Source organism: Pseudomonas sp. B2M1-30, from assembly GCF_025447575.1.
Classification (GTDB): Bacteria; Pseudomonadota; Gammaproteobacteria; order Pseudomonadales; family Pseudomonadaceae; genus Aquipseudomonas; species Aquipseudomonas botevensis.
Window position 1 is genome coordinate 368,843 of sequence record NZ_JAOEJT010000005.1, and the last position, 21,457, is coordinate 390,299.

The following is a 21,457-nucleotide window of genomic DNA, read 5'->3' on the forward strand; positions in this document are numbered from 1 at the left end:
CGGCACATCAAATGTAACCTATCAGCGATAGCCATCCACCGACCACGAGGCTAAGGTCTGGGCAGCCTTGACTCAATGGATTGAGGGACCTGCGCCATGGAAGCACCCATCTACATTTGCCCGGCCACTGCGGCCGACGCCAGCATCATCCAGCGGATTGTCGAGCGCTCGATCCGCATCGGTTGTGTACTCGATCACCGTAACGACGCACGCCTTGTCATCCCCTGGCTGGCGCAGCAATCCTGCGACCATATCCACGCCTGGCTGGCCGATCCGCGCCGCTATCTGAACATTGCGCTGCTGCACGACAAACCGATTGGTGCCGGCATGGCGGCGGCCAACGGTGACATCACCTTCTGTCACGTCCAGCCGGAGTGGTGCCGGCGCGGTGCCGGGCGGGCGCTGATGGCCGATCTCGAGGGCTGGCTGCGGATTCGCGGCACGGCTGGCGTCCATCTCAACAGCACCCGCAGCGGCGCGGCATTCTACCGACGCCTGGGCTACCGCGAATCGGCGCAACCCCTGACGCAGCGCGGGATGCAGACCTTTCCCATGCACAAACCGCTGGCCGCTTCAGCCTGACACGCGATCAAGGGTGTAAATCCTCGCCCGACTCAAGCGTTTCCAGAACAGGAAAACCTGCATGTGCGCCCCGGAACCGGACCGCGCACCTGTGCGGTGTGCAGTTTTGGTCACTATCCATAGCGTATTGAGGGGTCGAGAGATGTCAGTCGCCACCAGCCTTATCGAAGAGTCTTCGGCCCGGGTCGCCTCCGAGCCGGCGGAAACCCTGTATCAGTTCAACGAATCGCCATTGCTCGCTCGCCAGAGTCAGCAGGAGTCCAACGCCCGCAGCTATCCGCGACGTATTCCGCTGGCGCTCAAGCGCGCCAAGGGGCTGTATGTCGAGGACGTCGAGGGCCGCCGCTTCATCGACTGCCTGGCCGGTGCCGGCACCCTGGCGCTGGGGCATAACCATCCGGTGGTGATCGAGGCGATTCAGCAGGTGCTCAGCGATGAGCTGCCGCTGCACACCCTCGACCTGACCACGCCAGTGAAGGATCAGTTCGTCCAGGATCTGTTCGGCCTGCTGCCTGCCGAGCTGGCCAGTGAAGCGAAAATCCAGTTCTGCGGCCCGACCGGCACCGATGCCGTAGAAGCCGCGCTGAAACTGGTGCGTACCGCTACCGGCCGCAGCACCGTGCTGTCGTTCTCCGGCGGTTACCACGGCATGAGCCAGGGCGCGTTGAGCCTGATGGGCAGCCTGGGGCCGAAGAAACCGTTGGGCGCCTTGCTCAGCAACGGCGTGCAGTTCATGCCGTATCCATACGATTACCGCTGCCCGTTCGGCCTCGGTGGCGCGGCGGGGGTGAAAGCCAACCTGAGCTATCTGGACAACCTGCTCAACGACCCTGAAGCCGGTGTGCAATTGCCAGCGGCGGTGATCGTCGAAGCGGTGCAGGGCGAGGGCGGTGTGATCCCGGCGGACGTCGAGTGGCTGCGCGGCTTGCGCCGGATCACCGAGAAGGCCGGCGTGGCACTGATCGTCGATGAGATCCAGAGCGGTTTCGCCCGCACCGGCAAGATGTTTGCCTTCGAGCACGCCGGGATCATCCCGGACGTGGTGGTGCTGTCCAAAGCCATCGGCGGCAGCCTGCCGCTGGCAGTGGTGGTCTATCGCGAGTGGCTCGACAAATGGCAGCCGGGCGCCCACGCCGGTACGTTCCGTGGCAACCAGATGGCGATGGCTGCCGGCTCCGCCGTGATGCGTTATCTGGTCGAGCACAAGGTCTGCGAGCACGCCGCCGCCATGGGCGAACGCCTGAGCGAGCACCTGCACATCCTGCAACGGGACTTCCCGCAACTGGGCGACATCCGTGGTCGCGGCCTGATGCTGGGGGTCGAACTGGTCGACCCGAGCGGCACCCCGGATGCCCTGGGACATCCACCGGCCTTCGCGCGTCTGGCGCCGCTGGTGCAGCGCGAATGCCTCAAGCGCGGCCTGATCCTCGAACTCGGCGGGCGGCATGGCGCGGTGGTGCGTTTCCTGCCGCCGCTGGTGATCACCGCCGCCGAAATCGACCGCGTGGCCGAGATTTTTGGCCGGGCGTTGGTCGCGGCGACCGCCGGCCTGTAAATTTTTCACCGCGCCGAACGTTCTTTCTACATACCCGGCTGCGCCCCGTGCGCAGCCCACCCTTACAGCGATGGAGACACAGCATGACGTCAGTATTCGACCGCGAGGACATCCTCTTTCAGGTCGTGGTCAACCACGAAGAGCAGTACTCGATCTGGCCGGATTACAAAGCCGTGCCGGAAGGCTGGCGCACCGTGGGCAAGAGCGGCCTGAAAAAGGAATGCCTGGCCTACATCGAAGAAGTCTGGACCGACATGCGTCCGTTGAGCCTGCGTCAGAAAATGGAAGGCCAGGCGGCTCACTGAGTCGACCGGCAAAAAGAAACCCGCTGGACCGGTGACGGTCAGCGGGTTTTTTCATGTCCGGGCTTTGTGTGGCCTGAGCCGGGCTCGTTGGCGAGCCCGGGATTGCGGTGTAACTAGGCGCCGCTCAAGCCCTTGAGCAGCAGATCCACGTTGCCTTCCAGTTCCGCCACCGGGTCTTCGGCATCGGTACTCAACACCAGCAGGCGACTGCCCGATTCGGCAATGGCCGCCTTCACCGCCTCGGAGGGCTGGCGATGATGCAGTACCAGCGCCACGTCGTTGTCCTTGAGGGTCGCCGTCAGTTTTTTCAGATCCTCCGGCGTCCACTCTGCATCCGGGCGCGGGTCCTGGCCGGCCAGCTCCAGATTAAGGCTGCCGATCAGGTAGCCGAAATGATCGCTCAGGCTCATCACGCTCAGATTGTCGGCGCTCGCCAGACGAGCCTCGCTATCAGCGCTGAGTTTCAGCAGACGCTGTTTCAGCGCCGCCAGGTTGGCCTCGATCTTCGGTTTGTCCTGGGGCGCCAGGCGCACCAGATCCGCCGCCATCACATCGGCCATGCGCCCCATGTTGTTGCTCGCCAGCCACGGTTGGCTGTTCAGGCCATCGACCTTCAACCCCGGCTGCACGGCGATGCCCGGCAGGGCGCCGTCCACCGGGCGGGCAGCGTCGACTTCGACGATGCGGATGTTGCTGCGGCGGGCCATCGGGTACAACGGATCGTCGGCCCACAGCGAGCGCACGCCGATCACCGCATCGGCCTCGTTCGCCAGTTTGCCCAGCGCCGGGGCGCCGCGACCGGTGAAATAAGCGGATTGCCGACTGCCCGGCAGGTTCGCCGGTGCGGCACGTTCAAGGTTGACCGTGGTGCCCTTGAGCAGCACTTCACCCAGGCCGTAGGTGATCGGCAACGAGGCCAGCACATGCAGCGGTTTCGCGGTTTCGGCGGCCAGCACCGGGGTGGAGGCCATGCCGCACAGGGCGATGGCCAGGGTCAGTTGGCGCAGTGAAAAAGACATTTATCCTAGATTCCCTTTCAGGCTGGGGACGACGCCCCGGGCAATGGCGGCGAGGGCGAAGGCGATACCGGCGACCAGGATGATCGCGGCGCCGGACGGAATCGGCAGATCGAAGACGATCGGCGCCAGAATCCCGCACAGGGTACTGACCGTGGCGATCAGCACCGCACACCAGAAGAAACCCTTGAGCGACTGGCTGAGCAAACGGGCGGCGGCGGCCGGAATCACCAGCAGGGCGCCGACCAGAATGGCGCCGATGACTTTCACCGCCGCAACGGTGATCAGGGTCACCAGAATCACGAACAGGTAATCCAGCGCCTTCACCGCGACCCCGCGCACGGCCGCCAGTTGCGGGTTGAAACTGGCGAGCATGATGCGGTTGTACAGCGGCAGGGCCAGGGCCATCACCAAGGAGCCGACAATCGCCAGCACCGCCAGATCGTTGCCGTTGACCGTCAGTACCGAGCCGAACAGCACGTTCTCGAGAATGTGTACGTTGATCTTGCCGGCGAGGATCAGCAGCAGACTCGCCCCCAGCGCCAGCGATACCGACAAGAACACCCCGATCAGCGTGTCCGGCGCCAGCCCGGTGCGGTTGCGCAGGTAGTTGAGCAGAATGCCGAACAGCAGGCAGTAGCCGAACAGGCTGCCATACGGCCCGGTGTAGGGTTCGCCGAGCAGGATGCCGATGGCGACGCCGGTCAGCGCCGCGTGGCCGACGGCTTCGGAGAAGAAAGCAAAGCGCTTGACCACCACCAGCGTGCCAAGACCACCGAGCACCGGGCCGATCAACAGACCGGCGAGCAGCGCGTTGACCACAAAACCGTAGGCCAGGGCTTCCGGCAGATAACCGGAGGAGGCCCAGCCCTGGATCATCAGGCGAAAGGCTTCATAACTCATCAGACAGCGCTCCGTGGATGGGTCGAGAACAGGGTCAGCAGACGTTCCGGGGTCAGCGCCTGCTGCGGCGTGGCATCGAACAGCACGCGGCGGTTGAGACCGGTGACCCGGTTCGCCAGGCGTCCGACGGCCTCCAGATCATGCTCGATCCACAGGACGGTGATGCCGGCCGCGCGCCAGTCACCGAGCAGGCGTTCGAACACCTGGATTCCGGCTTCATCGAGGGCCGACATCGGCTCGTCCAGCACCAGCAGTTGCGGGGCCGGAATCAGGCCCTGGGCGAGCAACACCCGCTGGCGCTCGCCACCGGACAATGCGCCCATGCGCCGTTTGCGCTTGTCCTGCATGCCGACCCGCTCCAGCGCTTCGCCGATGGCCCCGGCGTAGTGTTTGCTCACGCCGAGGAAGGCTGGACGACGCTGGCACATGGCAGCCATGAAGTCGTCGACGGTCATCGGCAGGCCGCGATCGAATTCCAGTGCTTGCGGCACATAACCGATGGTGCCGGGTTCGCCGGGCCATTGCAGGCTGAGGCGGCCCTGATGCGGCATCTGCCCGAGCAGCGTCTTGATCAGCGAACTCTTGCCGCCACCGTTGGGGCCGACCAGCGCATGCACGCTGCCGGGCTGCACCTGGAAGGTGACCTTGTCGAGGATTGTGGTGCGGCCAAGGGTCAGGCTGACCTCGTTGAAGTCCAGGGTCGGGCCGCAGCGGGCCACCGACAGGTTTTCTTGTGCGGTCATGCGCCCGACTCCTGAATGGCCCGCACAACGGTGTTGAGGTTGCCGGTCATTTCCTTTTCGTATTTGTCGGCGGTGTATTCGCCGTAGGAAATGTGTGACAGCGGGTACAGCTTGACCCCGGACTCGCGCTGGATGGTGTCGACGTAGGTCGACGGGAAGTCCATCTCGGAGAAAATCACTTTCACGTCCAGTTCGCGCAACTGGTCGATGGTTTTCTTCAACTGGCTCGGGCTCGGTTCGATGCCGTGGGCCGGCTCGACCACGGCGGTCACTTCCAGGCCGAATTCGCGCAGCAGATAGTCGTAGGCGGCGTGGACCGTGGCGACCCGCAGTTCGGCGTTGGGCGCCTGGGTCAGTTTGGCCAGCGCATCGGCGCGCATCTGCCGCAGGCGTTTGCCGTAGGCGCGGGCGTTCTGGGTGTAGGTCTTGGCGTTGTCCGGGTCGAGCTTGCCCAGTTCCCGGGCAATGTTGTTGACCTGGGCAATCGAGGCGCTGATCGACAGGAACGTGTGCGGGTTGACCACTTTGCCGGCCCCGCGCGCGGCGACCCCGGTGGCGGCCAGCAGTGGCACGTTTTCGTTGGCTTCGATGGTCTTGATGTCCGGCGTTTCGCTGGCGGCGATCATGCGGTCGGCGAAGTCGTCATGGCCGACACCGTTGAGCACGATCACGTCCAGGCCACTGATGCGCTTGATGTCTTCGGCGCGAGGCTCGTAGGCATGCGGGTTGAAACCGGCGGGGATCAGCGGCACCACGTCGGCCTTGTCACCGACGATGTTCGCCACATAGCTGTAATACGGATGCAGGGTGATGCCGATGCGCAGGCGTTTGGCCGGATCGGCGCTGACCAGCGGGCTGAGCAGGGACGCGCATAGGCCGATCAGCAGCAGGCGCAGGAAGGAGCGGCGTTGAGATGAGTTGGACATGGGCGAACGGTCTTCTCTCGAATGAGGGCGATGGATCAATGGCGATGTTCGCGGGTCACCCCGGCATCGTATTGCGCGACGATCTGTTTCCAGCCGGCGGCGGACAGCGCGGCATCGGACAGATCCGCAGGCGCTTTCAGGTCGGCGTTGCGGTTGAGCCAGATGTCCGGCCCGGCGTTGGCATCGGCACTCAGGCGCATCACGAACGAACCGGCCACGGCGGGGGCCTGGCTCTGGCCGAAATAGGTGCTCTGAGCGAGCAACTGCCAGGCATGACCGCCACGGCTCACCGAGCTGGCGTCCTGGGCGAACGGGGCAAAGCCTTCGTCGGCGAGGTTCTGCGGGGTTGGCAGGGTTTGCTGCTCTTCGCGCAGCAGGCGGATTTCGTCGAGGGTGACCCGCAGGTCGGCATAGATGCCTTGCTCGGCGGCGCTGAGGTCGCGGCGGGCGTCGAGTTGATGGCTGGACACCGGCTCCGGCTCATGGGACACCCCGCGCCAGGCCACCACGGAGCCGGCGACCGCGAGAATCAGCAGGCACAGCAGCAGGACGTTGAGGGTTTCATGACCGGCACCGGCCGGGCGAACGACTTGGGTGGTCGGTGTGCTCATGGCGCTTCGATGTCCGCTTGGTCGATTTCCACCACATGGCCGGGGCCGGCGTCGAACAGCACGTAGAACTCGGCGCCGGGCTTCTTGAAGGTCAGGGTCGAATCGGCGCCGAGCTTGCCCGGCACGAGGATGGTTTCGTCGTAGCCGATCACATCGAGGGTCACCCCCGGTGCGCCGCTGCCGTCGGAGAAGCCGCCGGTGCATTTGATCTGTTCGGCGTCGATCGCCTTGCATTCGCACATCGGGTTGTGGGCCAGGGCGCTGGCGCTGAAGCCGGCGCAGAGCACCAGCAATACGGCGCTCAGGCGCGAAGGGCGCAGGGCAGGGTTCATTGTTTGGCTCCTTGTTTGTTCAGCCAGGCAACCGTCGCGGGGGACGCCTGGCTCAGGGGGATCGAGGCCTGATGCATGCTGCCGTCCCAGCCTTCCATGGTGATCCACAGTTCGGCGTCGGCTTTGGTCTTTTCCGGGACGGGCAACTGCGTGCCCATGCTGTAAGGCGTGCCGAAGAACAGCGAGCCGGCGGCGCGCAGGCTGCGTGGCTTGCCGATGCGCAGGTAGGTGGCCTTGACCGGTTCGATACAGGTATCGCAGAGGGCGGCGCTGAAGCCTTTCAGATAGCCGGCGGCACCGTCGGGCTGTGGCGGCAGGTTGCGAAACTCCGCCAGACGCAGGCTCCAGGGGCCGACCTGGACTTCGCCGATCTCGCGCTCGCCCAGACCGCTGTCGCCGCGAAACAGCGCCTGGTCGGAGAAGTATTTGGGCATGAAGCCCAGCGGGATCAGCAACAGCAGGACGTTGATGTGAAAGCGCCATTTGTGCCAGAGCTGACTCAGCCGGGACGGTTGCACGGCCATTGCAGATTTGCTCATGGGTTGACCTCCGACGGCTCGCGGCTGATGACCGGTTGTGCCCTGGCACGGGTTTTCTTGTCTTCGCGCTTGAGGGCGTTGGCGGTGGCCAGCGCGGTGCGTTTGGTCCAGATCAACAGCCCGCTGAGGACCATCATGCTCAGCAGCAGACCGAAGAAGAACCAGATCAGCTTGATCCACAACCCGCCGAAATCCCCGGTGTGCAGCGGACGCATGGACTCGGTGACGAACTCCAGGGAGGTGCGGTCGGAAAGCAACCGCAGGGCGGCCACTTCACCGCTGTATGGGTTGAGCGTGGCGCTCTGCAGCATCAGCGGATACCAGCCACGGCCCCGGATGCTCAGGTGGCTGTAGGCGTTGCCCGGCAGGAACAGCGAACTGGCCTCCAGTCCGGGGATGCGTTGCTGCGCCAGTTCGATGGCGCGATCCAGGCCGACCCGTGGCGGTGGCGCGCCATCGGCCGACAGCGGCACGCTTTCGCGGGTCATCGCCGGAATGATCGGCTCACTGGAAATGGAAATGTGGTTGTCAGCCAGCAGGGCCTGGATCAGGAACCAGGTGCCGGTGATGGAAATCACCGCAATGAACCAGATCGACCAGATGCCGCTCAGGCGATGGAAATCCCCCCAGAAGATCCGCGCGCCGTGGCGCAGGCGCAGGGTCGGGCGCAGGAAGCCTTTCCAGAACCGCTTGTAGACCACCAGCCCGGTGACCAGCGAGGCCAGCATCGGCAAACCGAGGATCGACACCAGATACCAGCCCCAGCTGTAGCCGTTGGTGAAGGGCACCAGCCACCAGCCATGCAGCGCGCGGGTGAAGGCGCTGAAATCGAAGTCCGGCGCGGTGCCCTGGATTTTTCCGGTGTACGGGTTGACGTAGATCGTCGATGAGCGCCCGTCGGGGTGGTTGACGCCCACCTCCAGTGCAAAGTGTGATTCGTCGGGACGACTGATGCGGTCGACGAGCAGTTGCGGTTCGGCCTGTCTGATCGCGGTGAGGATCTGGTCGTAACCCAGGCGCGGCGCATCGTCCGATGGCGCGCTGGCGCGGGTTTGCGGGTTCGCCAGCCAGACGATTTCCTGGCTGACCACCGCCAGGGTGCCGGTGACGCAGACGATCAGGACAAAGAACCAGATCGGCAATGCCAGCCAGCTATGCACCAGGAACCACAGTTTCGAGCGGGATTTCTTCGACATGATTGAACGTCTTGATTCAGAGAAAGGGCTCGCGGCTACGGGCTTCGCAGCGCAGGAGTCCTGAAAGGGCCGGTCGTGGCTTTTGCCTACGCGACCGGCCCGCATCTCTATAAGACGGATGACCGAAGCAAATCCCGATAAAGGATATGAAAGTAAATGTTTCGCGACTGCCTTTGGGGGAGCGGGGCGGGATCAGCGCAAAAAGGGCAGCGCTTCGGCCAGCAACAGCTCAGGCACTTCCTCGGCAATGTAATGCCCCGAAGGCAACGCCTGGCCGCGCACATCCCCGGCCACCTGACGCCACTCCTTGAGTGGGTCGAAACAGCGTCCGACCGTGCCTTCGGCGCCCCACAGTACCAGCAGCGGCAGGGTCAGATGACGGTTGGCCGCGATGTCGGCGCGGTCGTGTTCCAGATCGATGCCGGCGCTGGCGCGGTAATCCTCGCAGATCCCCCGGGCGCTGCCCGGCCGTTCGAGGCAGCGCAGGTACTCGCCGAATGCCTCGTCGGTGAACGGCTTGAGTCCGGCGCTGCGGCTGCCCATCACGCTGCGCAGGTAGGCTTCGGGATCGGCCTCGATCAGGGTTTCCGGCAGCGGTGCCGGGCGGATCAGGAAAAACCAGTGCCAGTAGGCACGGGCGAAGGCTTCGTTGGTCTGGGCGTACATCGCCAGGGTCGGCGCGATGTCCAGCAGCACCATGCGCTGTACCTCCGCCGGGTGGTCGAGGGCCAGGCGATGGGCGACCCGGGCGCCACGGTCGTGGGCGAGGATCGAAAACTGTTCGAAGCCCAGGGCTTTCATCAATTCCACGCCGTCACGGGCCATTTCACGCTTCGAATAGTTGCCGTGCTGCTCATCCGCCGGCGGCCGGCCGCTGTCGCCATACCCGCGCAGGTCAGCGGCGACCACGGTGAAATGTTCGGCCAGTTGCCCGGCGATCTTGTGCCAGATGACGTGAGTCTGCGGGTGCCCGTGCAACAGCAGCAGGCCCGGGCCGCTGCCGCCGAGGCGATAGGCGATGTCCACGCCGTTGACGTGACGCTGGTCTTTGCGAAATCCGGCAAACATCGGCTGATCCTTTTTCAGGGGGGATTCTGGTGAGCTGCATCCTGAAAGCGCCCGGCGTTCATGACAAGGCGTGAAGTGTGGTGCGGTTGTTCATGAAGTGTGTAGAACCCATCACGTTCACAGCCTGTTCGGGCGCCTTCGCGGGCAAGCCTGCTCCCACAAAAGCAACGCATTCCACTGTGGGGGCGGGCTCGCCCGCGAATACGCCTGTTCAGACCCTGAAAATCTCACCCCTGCTGAAACATCTCCCGCGCCCGCTGCTCGATCTGCTCTTGCGTCAGATCCTCCTTGCGCGTGGCAAGAAACCACAGGTGCCCGTACGGATCTTTCAACGTCCCGCTGCGGTCGCCATAAAACTGATCCTTGACCTCCGACACCGTGGTGGCCCCGGCGTCGAGGGCGCGCTGGAAGGATTTATCGACATCGGTCACGTACAGATGCAAGCCGACCGACACTCTATTGTCCGGGTTGCTCAACGGTCCCTGGTCGCACGGCGAGCCGAGCATGATCGCGCAGTCGCCGATGCGCAGCTCGGCGTGGCCGATGCCGCCGTCGGGCATGGCCAGGCGCATGACTTCGGTGGCACCGAAGGCTTTCTTGTAGAAGTCGATGGCCTCGGCGGCCTTATGGATGCCGAGATACGGGGTAATGCTGTGATACCCCTCGGGAATGGGTTTGACGCTCATGACGTTCTCCCTGCTTTTTATTATGCAAACGATGATGGACGGTCTGGCGTGACCAGATGTCCGGTCGGTCAACTATAGGCCTCTGGTGCCGCCCCGACCGACTCCCCGACGAGCAGTCCTGGCACTGTTCAGCCATCGACAGTGAAGCAACAGAATGCCCGGCTCCAGACGTCGTGGATCACTCGGAAACCCTCTGAAAGCCAGGAAATATGCGGGCTGACAGGGCAGGCACAGAAGCTGCAATACCTGGGTACAACACCGATACCGAGAGTCTTGCATGTCTGAATCTGCCGTTTATCCGATCAACCCGCCGTCCGCCCACCGGATCGCCGACGACGCCGAAGCCTTGCGCGTGGCGGCCCAGGTCGCCGCCGTTTTGCAGGAGCACGCCGGCGAGCGTGACCGCCACCGCGAAGTGCCGGCCGAGATCGTTGATCTGTATTCCAACAGCGGCCTGTGGGGCATCAGCGTGCCGCAAGAGTTTGGCGGGGCGCAGGTGTCCTACGCTGTGCTGGCGCAGGTGATCGCGATCATTTCCGCCGCCGATCCGTCCCTCGGGCAAATCCCGCAAAACCACTATTGCCTGCTCGAAGACATCCGCCTGCAAGGCACCCCCGCGCAGCAGGCGCACTTTTTCCAGCTGGCGCTGCAAGGCCATCGCTTCGCCAATGCGCTGTCGGAAGCCGGCGGCAAGAACGTGCAGGACATTCAGGCGACCATCCGCCGCTATGGCGATGGCTACGTCATCAATGGGCGCAAGGGTTACTGCACCGGTTCGCTCTACGCGCACTGGCTGGCGGTGCTGGCGCTGGACGAGGAGCAGAAGGGCCAGTTGGCGTTCGTCGAGCGCGGCACCCAGGGCTTGGTGATCGTCGATGACTGGGACAGCATCGGCCAGCGCACCACGTCCAGCGGCACGGTGCTGGCGGAGAATCTGCAAGTGGCGCCGTTCAATCTGTTCCCCACTTACCGCTCCTATGAAAGCCCGACCCTGGCCGGGCCGTTCGCCCAGTTGACCACCGCCGCCATCGACGCCGGCATCGCCCGGGCCGCGCTGCGCGATACGGTCGAATTCGTCCGTCAGTTCGCCCGGCCATGGATCGATGCCGGGGTGGACAAGGCCAGCGAAGATCCGCTGACGATCATTCAGATCGGCGCTCTGGAAATTCGGCTGGAGGCTGCCGAAGCCTTGCTCGAACGGGCCGGCCGGGCACTGGATGCCGCGCGTCCGGCGCCGGATGAAGACAATGTCGCCCTCGCGTCACTGGCCGTGGCCAAGGCGAAAGTGCTGACCACGGAAATCGCCATCGAGGCCAGCAACAAACTGTTCGAACTCGGCGGCACGCGCTCGACCCTGAAAAAACATAACTTCGACCGTCACTGGCGCAACGCCCGGGTGCATACCCTGCATGACCCGGTGCGCTGGAAGTACCACGTCGTCGGCAACTGGCTGCTCAACGGCATCAAGCCGCCGCGCCACGACTGGTCGTGATCATGGCCGACTGGTTCAAGCACATTTACTGGGCCGACATCGCCCGGGCCTGCCTCGACACCCTGAGCATGCTCGGCGCCGCGCTGCTGTTCACGGTGCTTCTGGGATTGCCTCTGGGGCTGCTGCTGTTTCTCACCGGCAAGCGTCAGTTGCATGAGGCGGTCGGTGTGTATCGGGTGCTGTCGGTGATCGTGAACATGCTGCGTTCGCTGCCGTTCATCATTTTGCTGATCGTGCTGATTCCGCTGACCACCTTGCTGGTCGGCACTTCGCTGGGCGTGCCGGGCACCATTCCGCCGCTGGTGGTGGGTTGCACGCCGTTCTTCGCGCGCCTGGTGGAAACCGCGCTGCGCGAAGTCGATCGCGGCGTGGTCGAGGCGACCCAGGCCATGGGCGCCAACACCTGGCAGATCATCCGCCACACGCTGTTGCCGGAAGCCCGGGGCGGGTTGCTGGCGGCGGTGACCGTGACGGCCATCGTACTGGTGGATTACACGGCGATGGCTGGCGTGATCGGTGGCGGCGGACTCGGCGATCTGGCGATCCGCTACGGCTATCAACGGTTTCAGACCGACGTGATGGTGGTCACCGTGGTGTTGCTGCTGATTCTGGTGCAGGCCCTGCAAATGACCGGTGACCGTCTGGTGGTGCGTTACAGCCGCCGCTGAAAAACATTCAACAACCACAAGGCCCCACGTCCACCCCACGACGGCCATTGATATCTGCCTTGGAGTACAACATGAAAAAGACCCTGGCCGTACTGGCCGCCATCCTCTCGATGGGCGCCCACGCCAACGAAAAACTCACCGTCGGCGCCACGCCGGTGCCACACGCGGAAATCCTCGAGTTCGTCAAACCGACCCTGGCCAAGGAAGGCGTGGATCTGGACATCAAGGTGTTCACCGACTTCATTCAGCCCAACCAGCAACTGGCGCTGAAAAACCTCGACGCCAACTATTACCAGTACCGTCCGTTTCTCGATGACTTCAACAAGACCCGCCACACCGATCTGGTGCCGGTGGTCGGCGTACACATCGAGCCGTTCGGCGCCTACTCGACCAGAATCAAGAACATCTCGGAGCTCAAGGACGGCGCCAGCGTGTCGATTCCCAACGATCCGGTGAACACCGGTCGTGCCCTGGTGCTGTTGCACGAGGCCGGGCTGATCAAGCTCAAGGACCCGAGCAACACCCTCGCCACCCAGCGCGACATCGTGGAAAACCCCAGACACCTGAAAATCCGTGAGCTGGAAGGTGCGCTGCTGGCGCGTTCGGTGAGCCAGGTGGATCTGGCGTTCGTGTTCGCCAATTACGCGCTGGAAGCCGGGATCGACACCAACAGCGCGTTGATCGTCGAGAAGGGCAAGAGCCTGTACATCGAGTTCCTCGTGGCGCGGCCGGACAACATCAATAATCCGGGCGTGCAGAAACTGGCCAAGGCGTTGAACTCCGATGAGGTGCGGCAGTTCATCCTGACTCGCTACAAGGGGCAGATTGCGCCAGGGTTCTGATTCCTGCGGCAACCGGAGCGGCCCCTTCGCGGGAGAGGCATGGCCCAGACAATTGCTCCCACAGATTTCCTGTGGGAGCAGTTGCCTGGGTGATCTCATTCGGTCGCCTTCGTGGGCAAGCCCACTCCCACAACAGCAACTCCTTTCAATGTGGAAGCGGGCTTGTCTGCGAAGGCCACGCCGCTATTTCGGATCGGCACCGGCTTCAAGAAAATGCGCCCCCGGCCCTTTCTCGCCCAGCACATCGCCCTGATTGCGCAGCGGGCATGCCTCCATCGACAGGCAGCCGCAACCGATGCAGCCATTGAGCCGGTCGCGCAACAACATCAATTGACTGATCCGTTCATCCAGTTCCCGACTCCACTTTTCCGACAGCACCTTCCAGTCCGCCGCTGTCGGCGCACGGTTGTCCGGCAACTGCTTGAGCGCCTCGCCAATCTCCGCCAGCGGAATGCCCAGCCGTTGCGCCACTTTGATCAACGCCACTCGCCGCAGCACTTCCCGTGGATAGCGTCGCTGGTTGCCGGCGTTGCGCTGGCTCTTGATCAAACCCTTGGCTTCATAGAAGTGCAGAGCGGAGACCGCGACGCCGCTGCGGGCCGCGACTTCGCCGACGGTCAGTTGCTTGTGCACATTTTTCGCGCTGATCATTTGCAAATTGCCCCTTGACCTCTAGTTAACTCGAGGTTTTACCCTGCAGGCCTTCGAATCGCAAGATTCGCCTGACCGAGTGGGGACGTCATGCAAGCACCCGTGAAAAACAGCAGCTTCAGCCAACTGATCGAATTCGAGATCCAGCCCAGCCAGCAACCGGCCCTGGTTTCGGCCCTGTCGGTGCAGGCCGAACACCTCGCCCAGCGTTATCCCGGTTTTGTCAGCGCCAGCGTCCAGGCCAGCGACGATGGCCGGCGGGTGCTGAGCTTTCTGCAATGGCGGTCCCGCGAGGCGGGGGAGGCGGCGTTTCAGAGTTTTGAAAGCGGCGAACAGGATTTCTGGCAGTTGATCCGCGCCCATCAGGCCCGAACGGTGACCTTCGGTTCATTCCAGGTGCTGTCCAGCATCGCCCGCAGTCACGACGATGGTTTGCACTGCCAATTGGTCGGCTAGATCGACAACTGGATCAGCCGCTCGCCTTGCAGGTTTTCCGTGGCGCGCCGCTTGTTCACCGCCAACTCGCCGATCTTGATCAGACGGGTGCGGGTGACGTTGCGGCTCAGGCCGAGCAGGGCGGCGGTGTGAACCTGGTTGTAGTGGCAAAAGCGATAGGCGGAACGCAACAGCGCGTCCTCGACCTTTTCGTGCAGTGCGCCGGCCTGTTGTTCGAAAAGTTTATGGAAGGCCCGTTCCAGCAGCGCTTCCGGTGAGTCGTCGGCGGTTGTCTGCTGATCGTCGGGACGGTCGATGCGCAGGTTCGACAGGCGCAGGTCGTCACGCTCGATCACCCCGTTGCGGCAAATCAGCAGGGTGTGATGGATGACGTTTTCCAGTTCGCGAATGTTGCCCGGCCAACCGTAGCCACGCAGCTTGTGTTCGGCACCGGGGCTGATGGTGACGCGGCCATAACCCAGGCGCTGGCTGTAGGCTTCGATGAAGTGCCGGGTCAGCGGCAGGATGTCGCCGGGGCGCTCGCGCAGCGGACTCAAATCCAGATTGACCACGTTCACCCGGTAATACAGATCCTCGCGGAAATGCCCGGCATTGATGGCTTTCTCCAGTTGCACGTTGGTCGCCGCCAGCACCCGCACATCGATGGGAATGCTCTTGCGCGAACCGAGGCGCACCACTTCGCGCTCCTGCAACACCCGCAGCAGTTTCACCTGGATCGCCATCGGCAAATCGCCGATCTCATCGAGAAACAGCGTGCCGCCATCCGCTTCCTCGAACCAGCCGGCCTTGGCGCTGAGGGCACCGGTGAAGGCACCTTTTTCATGGCCGAACAGTTCTGCTTCCACCAGCGATTCGGAGAATGCGCCGCAGTTGACCGCGATGAACGGGCGGTTGCGGCGGTTGCTGAGGTTATGGATATGCCGCGCCACCAGCTCTTTGCCGGTGCCGGTCTCACCGATAATCAGCACGCTGGCTTCACTCGGTGCCACCTGTTGCAAATGCGCGAGCAACGCCTGGGATTTCGGATCTTCGAAGACCTGGGCAGTGGCCCGGATCGATGTGGCCAGGGCCGGTGAAGGCGGTAGGGTCAGCAGTTGCATGGGGCTCGCTCCACGAAAGGAAATCAGGAATAGAACGTCGGTACGGGCAGGGACTGATTCAGCGCCCAGTCGCCCAGCTCATGGAGTTTGTAATCCAGCGGGTCGTGCAGGGTTTGCGTGCGCAGGTTGCGCCAGTGCCGGTCCAGGCGCAGGGACGCGTGGGTCGCGCGGGCGCCGGTGACGTCGAACAGCCGGCTGCACAATTCCAGGCCCTGACGACTGGCCGCGACCTTGGCCGTGGCGATTGCCGTGGCCAGGTGCCCGCGCTCCTGGGCGCTGAGGTTCGGGCCTTTGGCCCAGGCCTCATCGAGCAGCCCGGCGGCGCGCTCAACCAGCAGGCGAATGCCTTCCAGCGCAACCCAGAAGTCGCCGTAGTGGGCCAGCACATACGGGTCTTCGCGCACGTCCCGGGCCGAGGATTTGTGCCACACACGGGTTTCACCGAGGGTGTATTGCCGTGCCTCTTCGAAGGCGCCTTCGGCGATCCCGAGAAACATGTGAGTGAAGGTCAGTTGCGCGATCAACGGCCGCAAACAGGCGAACGGGGTGCTCAGCGGACCCGGATCGAGCAGCAGCTCCGACTCTTCGACACGCACCCGTTCGAACGTGGCGCTGCCGCTGTCGGTCTGGCGCTGGCCGATGTTGTTCCAGTCGTTGTGCAGCGTGATGCCGCTGCGTCCGCTGGGGATCGCGGCGATCAACAGTTTGCCGCCGTTGCTTTCGTCCACCGCCGAGGCGATCAGCATCTGCGAGTCGCTGGCGCCGGAGCAGAAGCTTTTCTTGCCGGAGAACTCGCGCCAGCCGCCCAGGTCCTTGACCACGGTGCGGGTGTCCAGCGGATTGAGGGCGTTGCCCCAGAACCAGTTCTGCCGCGCGGTCTGCTCGAACCACGGCTGCCATTGTTCGGGACGGGAAAACAGGCGCACGGTGGCGAGCATCAGGTGATGAAAGCCAAAGACGTGGGCGATCGAGCTGTCGACCTTGGCGAACTCGCGCACGATCTCCAGGGTTTCGCTCCAGCGTGCGCCGAGGCCGCCGTAGCGGGTGGGAATGCTCAGGGCCAGCAGGCCGCTGTCGCGCAGGGCGTCACGCTCGGCTTTCGGCGTACCACCGCGCTCATCGCGCTCGACGGCGGTCAGGGCAAACTCGGCGGCCAGTTGCCGGGCGGTCTGCAAGGGAGAGATCGGGGTGCTTTGCGGTTTGGCGGTCACGCGGTGTTCCTTTTGCAGTCGACGCTGTTCCGGCGGTGGGAGCAAACCGGCTCCCACAGGGAGAACGGGTCAGGCCGTGGCTTTGGCGGGCAGGACATCGTTGGCAATCATTTCGCCAAACGGCCCGGTCAGGTTGGTCACGCCGCGTCCGGCCAGGCTTGCGTAAGGCTCGGGCAGCAGCGGGAACACCAGCTCGGCAAAGCGGTAGGCCTCTTCCAGATGCGGATAACCGGAGAAAATGAAGCTGTCGATCCCGAGATCCGCGTATTCCTTGATCCGCGCCGCCACTTGCTGCGGATCACCGACCAGCGCCGTGCCGGCCCCGCCGCGCACCAGGCCGACACCGGCCCACAGGTTGGGCGCGATTTCCAGGTTGTCGCGGCGCCCGTCGTGCAGGGCGGCCATGCGGCGCTGGCCTTCGGAATCGAAGCGCGAGAAGGATTTCTGCGCAGCCTCGATGGTTTCGTCGCTGATGTGTTCGATCAGCTTGTCCGCCGCTTTCCAGGCTTCTTCGGCGGTTTCGCGCACGATCACATGCAGGCGGATACCGAATTTCACCTTGCGTCCATGGCGCGCCGCGCGTTCACGCACGTCGGCCAGTTTTTCGGCGACGGCGGCCGGTGGCTCGCCCCACGTCAGGTACACGTCGACCTGCTCGGCGGCCAGGTCATGGGCGGCGTCGGAGGAACCGCCGAAGTACAGCGGCGGGTAGGGTTTCTGCACTGGCGGATACAGCGCCTTGGCGTTCTGCACCTTCAGGTGTTTGCCCTCGAAATCCACCGCTTCGCCTTGCAGCACCCGGCGCCAGATCTTGAGGAATTCGTCGGTGACTTCGTAGCGCTCGCTGTGACTGAGGAAACTGCCGTCACCACGGTTTTCGTCCGGGTCGCCGCCGGTCACGACGTTGATCAGCAGACGGCCATTGGACAGACGATCGAGGGTCGCGGCCATCCGCGCCGAAACGGTCGGCGAGATGATCCCCGGACGGATCGCCACCAGATAGCGCAGGCGTTCGGTTAGCGGCACCAGCGCCGAAGCGATCACCCAGGAGTCTTCGCAGGAGCGTCCGGTGGGAATCAGTACGCCGTGATAGCCAAGGCTGTCGGCGGCCTGGGCCACTTGTTTCAGATAGTTGAGGGTGACCGGGCGCGCGCCTTGTGTGGTGCCCAGATAGTGGCCGTCGCCGTGGGTCGGCAGGAACCAGAAAACATCCATGAACAGCTCCTCAGGCGATTTTCAGCAAAGGTTTGATGTGTGTGCCGAACAGTGGCGCGGCGCGCTCGGCGGCCAGACGGATGCGCGCTTTGAGCGGCTCGCTGGTGATCTGGTAATCCGCGAAGTCGGCTTCGGTGGCGTACACGCCGATCGGCAGGGTCACTGCCTGGAAGAAACTGAACAGCGGACGCAACTGGTGATCGAGCACCAGCGCATGGCGCTCGCTGCCACCGGTGGCGGCGAGCAGCACCGGGGTGTCGATCAGCGCATTGAGGTCGATCAGGTCGAACAGGTGCTTGAGCAGGCCGGGGTAGGAGCCGCGATACACCGGAGCCGCGACGATCAGCAGATCGGCCTGTTCGATGGCTTGCAGTTCGGCTTCGATTTCTGCCGGCAGCTCCTGACGGGAGAGGGCGGCGCCGAGTGGACGGGCGATGTCGCCGAGTTCGATCAGATGGCTCTCGAGCGGCAAGTGCCCGGCCAGTTCGCTCAGCAGGGCCTGGGTCAGCACCAGGGTGCGGGACGGACGCCAGGTGCCGCCGGACAGGGCGACGACTTTCAATGGACGCGACATGTGCAGTTCCTTTTTCAACAGTTGCTCAGCGAGCAGTGAGTAGTCACCGGGCCAGAGCAAGCGCTGTACCAATTCCTGGAAGGCCCGCATTCCGGGGCTTTGGGCGTTCGGCGCAACCACGCGGCTGTGATATTCGGGCCGCTTTGTTGAATCGCTGTTGTTAGCGCAACAGTTGCTGGAGCAACAGTTGCGAACGGTATGAGGATTTTATAAAGGCTGTCTGTTATTCCGTAAAAGATTGTTAATTGATATTGATAGATCGTTTTGAGATATGTGGCGCAGGTGTGCGCCAATCCTGATAGCCACTATTGAGAGCGTTGATTTCTGCCCGCGCGTGCCCCGGCGTAGCCTTTCTCCATCGACCAACACCGCTCGCCAGGACGCTCCCCATGAATCGTTTACTGACTGTTTCCCTGATGCTCGCCGTTTCCGTACTTGCCGGTTGTGCGAGTCATGTTTCCCCCGAATTGCGCCCTTACACGGCGGAAGAAACCCGCGAACTGGCCCTTGAGTCGCTGAATCGTCGGGGCTTGTCATTCGAGGAATACCACGCGAAAAAAGCCGAATTGCTCGGCCAGCCACAGAAGACGTTCGGTTTCGACAAGCAGGGTGAGATGAGCGCTGAACGTGCCGTACAGCTGCACGGTCGTCCGAGCTGACTGGCGACTGTACCGGTCGAAGTTTCTCCCAACTGTCCGTGGGTTTGCCTGGCGGTGTGCGATAGGGTCAACACCTGAATGACCTGACGGACCGCCACCCATGCACCTCTCGCTCGATCTGCTGTTGGGCTTTGCCCTGTTTGCCCTTGTCACCTCGATTACGCCGGGCCCCAACAACACTATGTTGCTGGCATCGGGCGTGAACTTCGGCTTTAACCGCACCATCCCCCATATGCTCGGCATTACCTGCGGCTTCTTCGTGCTGGTGGTGGCGGTGGGTTTCGGTCTCGGCGCGGTGTTCCAGACTTACCCGATTCTCTACACGGTGCTGCGCTACGTCGGCGCGGCGTATCTGTTGTATCTGGCGTGGAAAATCGCCCACTCGGGACCGGTCAGCGACAGTCAGCAAAGCGAGGCCAGACCGATCAGCTATCTGGGCGCGGCGGCGTTCCAGTGGGTCAATCCCAAGGCGTGGATCATGGCCATCGGCGCCATCAGTACCTACACGCCGATGCAGGGGTATTTCACCAACGTGGTGGTGATCGCGGCGGTGTTCGCCCTCATCAATCTGCCGAGCGTCGGCGTCTGGGCGGCGTGCGGCACGCTGTTGCGCAATGTGCTCAAAGAGCGGCGCTGGCTGCGGGTGTTCAACTGGGGGATGGCGGCGCTGCTGGTGATTTCGCTGTATCCGTTGCTGCTCGAAAGCTTTAGCTGACGCATTGCTTCAACCGCCGGGCCGATGCCTGTTAAAGTCGCGTTCAGGAGCGTTCCTACGCACTTTTAAATGAAGCCCTACTTCTTTAACGGCATCCGATCAGGTATTGATGACGCTCTCCGAACCCCGGCGCGGCCCACAAGGCTGCGCTGTGTCGTTTGCAGACACGAGCCTCCTGATCCCGGAACACGCTCTGCGAGTCTTTTTTATGAACAAACGTCCGCTGTATTTCGATTACGCCGCCACCACACCCGTCGACGAGCGGGTCATCCAGGTGATGGTCGAGTGTCTGGGGTTCGATGGTAATTTCGGCAACCCCGCTTCTAGCGCCCATGCGTTCGGCCAGCAGGCCCGGCAAACGGTCGAGCAGGCCCGCCGGCAAGTCGCCGAACTGGTCGGCGCACAGCCCGGGCAGATCGTCTGGACGTCCGGCGCCACCGAATCCAACAACCTCGCGCTCAAGGGCGTGGCCCAGGCGCGCGGCGTGTCCGGCGGCCACATCATCACCAGCCAGATCGAACACAAAGCCATCCTCGATACCGCCCGGCAATTGCAGGATGCAGGCACCGCCGTGACCTATCTGGTGCCGGACGCCGACGGGCTGATCACCGCGCAGGCGGTCAGCGAGGCGATGCGCGATGACACCTTCCAGGTGTCGCTGATGCTGGTCAACAACGAGCTCGGCACGGTCAACGACATCCCGGCCATCGGCGAAGTGGTGCGCAGCCGTGGCGCGCTGTTCCACGTCGATGCGGCGCAGGGCGCCGGCAAGGTCGCGATCAACCTGGCGCAATGGCCGGTGGACCTGATGTCGTTCTCGGCGCACAAACTCTACGGCCCCAAAGGCATCGGCGCACTGTATGTCGGCCCGCGCGCGCAGCAGCGTTTGCAGGCGCAGATTCACGGTGGCGGTCACGAGGGCGGCTTGCGTTCCGGCACGCTGGCGACCCATCAGATCGCGGCCATGGGCGCGGCGTTTGCCCTGGCGGCAGCGGTGTTCGACGAGGAAAAAAACAGCATCGTCGAATTGCGTTCGCGGTTGCTTGAACAACTGCTGAGCCTGCCTGGCGTGCGCCTCAATGGCAGCGCCGATCAGCGCATCCCGCACACCTTGAGCCTGACCTTCAGCGAAGGTGAATTCAATCCGGCGGCGCTGAGCCATTCCATCGCGTTTTCCGCGACATCGGCCTGCAATTCCGCGAGCAATACGCCGTCCCATGTCCTGCTGGCACTGGGGCATGACGCACGCCTGGCGGGGCGCACCATCCGCCTGAGTCTCGGTCGTTTCACCAGCGCCGAGGACATCGAACAGGCTGTGCAACTGATCAAGACCGCCTGCGCCAGTGCTCCGGCATTCTGGGCGACAGGCTTATAAACAGCGCCGAACGTGATCGGCACCGAACAATAACGAT

The 21,457-nt window shown here is 63.5% G+C and carries 25 protein-coding genes; 10 read left to right on the forward strand and 15 right to left on the reverse strand.

All coding sequences use genetic code 11. The features are described from left to right. Nucleotides 1-96: 96 nt before the first annotated feature. The 3 genes from N8H74_RS13535 (at nt 97) to N8H74_RS13545 (ending at nt 2,442) form a co-directional block, all read left to right on the forward strand. Entirely contained in the window at nt 97-582 is a 486-nt protein-coding gene (locus tag N8H74_RS13535) for a GNAT family N-acetyltransferase (protein ID WP_262148118.1), read from the forward strand. Nucleotides 583-724: 142 nt separating this feature from the next. Continuing rightward, complete coding sequence (locus N8H74_RS13540; RefSeq protein WP_262148120.1) at nt 725-2,137, forward strand: aspartate aminotransferase family protein; 1,413 nt, start codon at nt 725-727, stop codon at nt 2,135-2,137. A gap of 83 nt (nt 2,138-2,220) precedes the next feature. Continuing rightward, entirely contained in the window at nt 2,221-2,442 is a 222-nt protein-coding gene (locus tag N8H74_RS13545; RefSeq protein WP_217830853.1) for an MbtH family protein, read from the forward strand. Nucleotides 2,443-2,555: 113 nt separating this feature from the next. Here N8H74_RS13545 and N8H74_RS13550 read toward each other — a convergent pair whose 3' ends face one another. From N8H74_RS13550 to N8H74_RS13595, 10 genes are all read right to left on the reverse strand, one after another. Further along, nucleotides 2,556-3,461 (reverse strand): zinc ABC transporter substrate-binding protein, encoded by a 906-nt coding sequence (locus N8H74_RS13550; RefSeq protein WP_262148123.1) that lies wholly within the window; start codon nt 3,459-3,461, stop codon nt 2,556-2,558. Next, nucleotides 3,462-4,361, reverse strand: coding sequence for a metal ABC transporter permease (locus N8H74_RS13555; protein ID WP_262148125.1), 900 nt, complete (start codon nt 4,359-4,361; stop codon nt 3,462-3,464). Further along, a complete protein-coding gene (locus N8H74_RS13560) occupies nt 4,361-5,104 on the reverse strand; it encodes a metal ABC transporter ATP-binding protein (RefSeq protein WP_262148126.1) in 744 nt (247 codons plus the stop codon). The genes N8H74_RS13555 and N8H74_RS13560 overlap by 1 nt, the downstream gene beginning before the upstream one ends. Then, complete coding sequence (locus N8H74_RS13565) at nt 5,101-6,030, reverse strand: metal ABC transporter substrate-binding protein (RefSeq protein ID WP_217830856.1); 930 nt, start codon at nt 6,028-6,030, stop codon at nt 5,101-5,103. The genes N8H74_RS13560 and N8H74_RS13565 overlap by 4 nt, the downstream gene beginning before the upstream one ends. Before the next feature lie 35 nt (nt 6,031-6,065). After that, nucleotides 6,066-6,641, reverse strand: coding sequence for a DUF6162 family protein (locus N8H74_RS13570; RefSeq protein ID WP_262148128.1), 576 nt, complete (start codon nt 6,639-6,641; stop codon nt 6,066-6,068). Then, nucleotides 6,638-6,973, reverse strand: a complete 336-nt coding sequence (locus N8H74_RS13575) for a hypothetical protein (protein WP_217830858.1) — start codon at nt 6,971-6,973, stop codon at nt 6,638-6,640. Before N8H74_RS13575 ends, N8H74_RS13570 begins: the two co-directional genes overlap by 4 nt. Continuing rightward, nucleotides 6,970-7,512, reverse strand: a complete 543-nt coding sequence (locus tag N8H74_RS13580; RefSeq protein ID WP_262148131.1) for a thiamine pyrophosphate-binding protein — start codon at nt 7,510-7,512, stop codon at nt 6,970-6,972. Before N8H74_RS13580 ends, N8H74_RS13575 begins: the two co-directional genes overlap by 4 nt. Next, complete coding sequence (locus N8H74_RS13585; RefSeq protein ID WP_262148133.1) at nt 7,509-8,708, reverse strand: PepSY domain-containing protein; 1,200 nt, start codon at nt 8,706-8,708, stop codon at nt 7,509-7,511. Before N8H74_RS13585 ends, N8H74_RS13580 begins: the two co-directional genes overlap by 4 nt. A 192-nt stretch (nt 8,709-8,900) precedes the next feature. Continuing rightward, nucleotides 8,901-9,776 carry an alpha/beta hydrolase gene (locus N8H74_RS13590; protein WP_217830861.1) on the reverse strand — a complete coding sequence of 292 codons (876 nt, stop codon included), beginning with the start codon at nt 9,774-9,776 and terminating at the stop codon, nt 8,901-8,903. Between the two features lie 227 nt (nt 9,777-10,003). Next, the gene (locus tag N8H74_RS13595; RefSeq protein WP_262148135.1) at nt 10,004-10,462 is read right to left on the reverse strand and encodes a VOC family protein; all 459 of its coding nucleotides are present in this window, start codon (nt 10,460-10,462) and stop codon (nt 10,004-10,006) included. Nucleotides 10,463-10,739: 277 nt separating this feature from the next. On the opposite strand from N8H74_RS13595, the gene N8H74_RS13600 reads away from it, so the two are divergent. The 3 genes from N8H74_RS13600 (at nt 10,740) to N8H74_RS13610 (ending at nt 13,464) form a co-directional block, all read left to right on the forward strand. Then, nucleotides 10,740-11,954 (forward strand): SfnB family sulfur acquisition oxidoreductase, encoded by a 1,215-nt coding sequence (locus N8H74_RS13600; RefSeq protein ID WP_262148137.1) that lies wholly within the window; start codon nt 10,740-10,742, stop codon nt 11,952-11,954. Between the two features lie 2 nt (nt 11,955-11,956). Beyond that, entirely contained in the window at nt 11,957-12,622 is a 666-nt protein-coding gene (locus N8H74_RS13605) for a methionine ABC transporter permease (RefSeq protein WP_262148139.1), read from the forward strand. Nucleotides 12,623-12,693: 71 nt separating this feature from the next. Further along, nucleotides 12,694-13,464: a MetQ/NlpA family ABC transporter substrate-binding protein gene (locus N8H74_RS13610; RefSeq protein WP_262148141.1), complete on the forward strand. Its 771-nt coding sequence runs from the start codon at nt 12,694-12,696 to the stop codon at nt 13,462-13,464. 183 nt (nt 13,465-13,647) lie between these two features. Here the strand turns inward: N8H74_RS13610 and soxR are convergent, their stop codons facing one another. Beyond that, complete coding sequence (soxR, locus tag N8H74_RS13615) at nt 13,648-14,115, reverse strand: redox-sensitive transcriptional activator SoxR (RefSeq protein ID WP_262148143.1); 468 nt, start codon at nt 14,113-14,115, stop codon at nt 13,648-13,650. A gap of 90 nt (nt 14,116-14,205) precedes the next feature. On the opposite strand from soxR, the gene N8H74_RS13620 reads away from it, so the two are divergent. Then, nucleotides 14,206-14,571, forward strand: a complete 366-nt coding sequence (locus N8H74_RS13620; RefSeq protein ID WP_217830867.1) for an antibiotic biosynthesis monooxygenase — start codon at nt 14,206-14,208, stop codon at nt 14,569-14,571. On the opposite strand, the gene N8H74_RS13625 is transcribed toward N8H74_RS13620, so the two are convergent. The 4 genes from N8H74_RS13625 to msuE form a co-directional block, all read right to left on the reverse strand. Continuing rightward, nucleotides 14,568-15,671, reverse strand: a complete 1,104-nt coding sequence (locus N8H74_RS13625) for a sigma-54 dependent transcriptional regulator (RefSeq protein ID WP_217830868.1) — start codon at nt 15,669-15,671, stop codon at nt 14,568-14,570. The two genes, N8H74_RS13620 and N8H74_RS13625, sit on opposite strands and share 4 nt — an antisense overlap. A 23-nt stretch (nt 15,672-15,694) precedes the next feature. Further along, the gene (locus N8H74_RS13630) at nt 15,695-16,882 is read right to left on the reverse strand and encodes an acyl-CoA dehydrogenase family protein (protein ID WP_262148146.1); all 1,188 of its coding nucleotides are present in this window, start codon (nt 16,880-16,882) and stop codon (nt 15,695-15,697) included. 69 nt (nt 16,883-16,951) lie between these two features. Beyond that, nucleotides 16,952-18,097 (reverse strand): FMNH2-dependent alkanesulfonate monooxygenase, encoded by a 1,146-nt coding sequence (gene ssuD / locus N8H74_RS13635; RefSeq protein WP_217830870.1) that lies wholly within the window; start codon nt 18,095-18,097, stop codon nt 16,952-16,954. A 10-nt stretch (nt 18,098-18,107) separates the two neighbouring features. Beyond that, nucleotides 18,108-18,671, reverse strand: a complete 564-nt coding sequence (msuE, locus tag N8H74_RS13640; RefSeq protein WP_217830871.1) for an FMN reductase — start codon at nt 18,669-18,671, stop codon at nt 18,108-18,110. A gap of 389 nt (nt 18,672-19,060) precedes the next feature. Here msuE and N8H74_RS13645 point away from each other — a divergent pair, with 389 nt between their 5' ends. The 3 genes from N8H74_RS13645 (at nt 19,061) to N8H74_RS13655 (ending at nt 21,420) form a co-directional block, all read left to right on the forward strand. Further along, a complete protein-coding gene (locus N8H74_RS13645) occupies nt 19,061-19,330 on the forward strand; it encodes a hypothetical protein (RefSeq protein WP_217830872.1) in 270 nt (89 codons plus the stop codon). 100 nt (nt 19,331-19,430) lie between these two features. After that, entirely contained in the window at nt 19,431-20,045 is a 615-nt protein-coding gene (locus N8H74_RS13650; protein WP_217830873.1) for a LysE family translocator, read from the forward strand. A gap of 208 nt (nt 20,046-20,253) precedes the next feature. After that, nucleotides 20,254-21,420 carry an aminotransferase class V-fold PLP-dependent enzyme gene (locus N8H74_RS13655; protein ID WP_262148149.1) on the forward strand — a complete coding sequence of 389 codons (1,167 nt, stop codon included), beginning with the start codon at nt 20,254-20,256 and terminating at the stop codon, nt 21,418-21,420. Nucleotides 21,421-21,457: the final 37 nt, after the last annotated feature.